Genomic DNA, 1,993 nt, shown 5'->3' with positions numbered 1-1,993 from the left:
GGGTCGTTAGCTCAGTTGGTAGAGCAGTTGGCTTTTAACCAATTGGTCGTAGGTTCGAATCCCACACGACCCACCATTTTTGTAGCAGTTTTAAAAGTCTGGAAGGCCCACGCAAGTGAGGATTTCCGGATTTTTTTTTGCCCGCGATTTAGGGCCGCCCAGGTTCTGGGCTGCACCGCGTGACGCAAGTCAGAATCATCTTTTGCATCCACTGGATATTCTGTAGCCTTGCGCAGCTTCAACGCTGTCCGTGCCTGATGAATACTCACTCTCCCGGCGGTACCCTGAAGGGTCCGGAGCCGGGTGTATACTCGACTTTCGCGCAAATGCGCCTGCAGGTCTTGCGAACATGACGCAGATTTCCGAACGCCTTCTGGTTCAGGCTCACCTCGACGCCAAGCAGCCCAAGCCGCTGACCGCCGAAGAAGAAGCCTATTACCRCACCGCCATCGCCGCCGAGCTCAAGGCTCAGGACGCGGTGCTGGTTGCCCACTTCTATTGCGATCCGGTGATTCAGGCCCTGGCCGAAGAAACCGGTGGTTGCGTCTCCGACTCACTGGAGATGGCCCGCTTCGGCAATGCTCACCCGGCCAAGACCGTGGTGGTCGCCGGGGTGAAGTTCATGGGTGAAACCGCAAAAATTCTTAATCCTGAAAAACGCGTGCTGATGCCAACCCTCGAAGCGACCTGCTCGCTGGACCTGGGTTGCCCGGTGGACGAGTTTTCGGCGTTTTGCGATCAGCACCCGGAGCGTACCGTCGTGGTGTATGCCAATACCTCGGCGGCGGTCAAAGCGCGGGCGGATTGGGTGGTGACGTCCAGCTGTGCGCTGGAAATTGTCGAAAGCCTGATGGATAACGGCGAGACGATTATCTGGGGCCCGGACAAGCACCTGGGCACCTACATTCAGCGCAAGACCGGTGCGGACATGCTGCTGTGGGACGGTGCCTGCATCGTTCACGAAGAGTTCAAGTCCAAGCAGCTGGAAGACATGAAGGCGCTGTACCCGGATGCGGCGATTCTGGTGCACCCAGAGTCGCCAACCGCGGTGATCGAACTGGCGGATGCCGTCGGCTCGACCAGTCAGCTGATCGCAGCGGCCCAGAGCTTGCCGAATAAAACGCTGATCGTTGCCACTGATCGCGGCATTTTCTACAAAATGCAGCAGCTGTGCCCGGACAAGGTCTTCATCGAAGCGCCAACGGCCGGTAACGGCGCGGCGTGCCGCAGTTGCGCGCACTGCCCGTGGATGGCGATGAACACCCTTGAGCGCACGCTCAAGAGCTTGAAAGAAGGGACGAACGAGATCTTTGTTGATCCGGCGTTGATCCCTCAAGCGATTCGGCCGTTGAAGCGCATGCTCGACTTCACGCAGGCCGCGCGGATGAAACTGGCCGGTAACGCCTGAGATCTATTCGCTAGTCACAAAAAAACGGTAGGAGCGAGACCTGTGACGAGGGGGCTTGCCCCCGTTGGGTCGCGAAGCGGCCCCAGAATCTCTACGACTGCTTCGCAGCCGAACGGGGTGACGCGGCATTCCGACAAGCCCCCTCGCCACATGGCTCCCACAGTGGTTTTCGTATGGCTGATTTACTTGGTCTTCTTCGGAATCCGCACCAGCTGCGTATTGGAGTAGATGTCATGCCAGCTACGCTTCTGCTTGTCGAACATTGACCAGAAGAAGCCCAGCCCCACGCATAGCCAGGACGCAATCGACACCACAAACCGCAATAGCGCCTGCCACAGGCTGATGGACGAGCCATCGGCGTTCTGCACGCGGATGCACCACACCTGCATGCCGAGGGTCTGTCCCGACCAGGTCCAGAACTTGGCGAAGAAGCCGAACAGTACAAACAGAAGCACGGTCGAGAGCAATGGATCACCGTCCAATGCGCCTGCTTCGGTCAGGGTGCGCATTTTCTCTTCGCCGAGGATTGCCATCTGGATCATCTTGTAAAGGCCGCTGGTGACGATAAGCAGGGCGGTACACAAC

General features: G+C 58.3%; 2 protein-coding genes and 1 tRNA gene. 2 read left to right on the top strand and 1 reads right to left on the bottom strand.

Annotation, left to right across the window (positions count from 1 at the left end; genetic code table 11):
* Positions 1-76 (top strand) — tRNA-Lys (locus AC1DRJ_RS25695).
* Between the two features lie 273 nt (positions 77-349).
* Entirely contained in the window at positions 350-1,408 is a 1,059-nt protein-coding gene (gene nadA, locus AC1DRJ_RS25690) for a quinolinate synthase NadA (protein WP_477804629.1), read from the top strand.
* Positions 1,409-1,590: 182 nt separating this feature from the next.
* Here the strand turns inward: nadA and AC1DRJ_RS25685 are convergent.
* On the bottom strand, positions 1,591-1,993 hold a 403-nt coding region (locus AC1DRJ_RS25685; protein ID WP_477804628.1), incomplete at its 5' end, for an RDD family protein.

This window comes from Pseudomonas sp. P5_B2 (genome assembly GCF_056400445.1).
The sequence above is the reverse complement of the archived record's forward strand: the minus strand, read 5'-3'. Positions and strand labels throughout refer to the sequence as shown.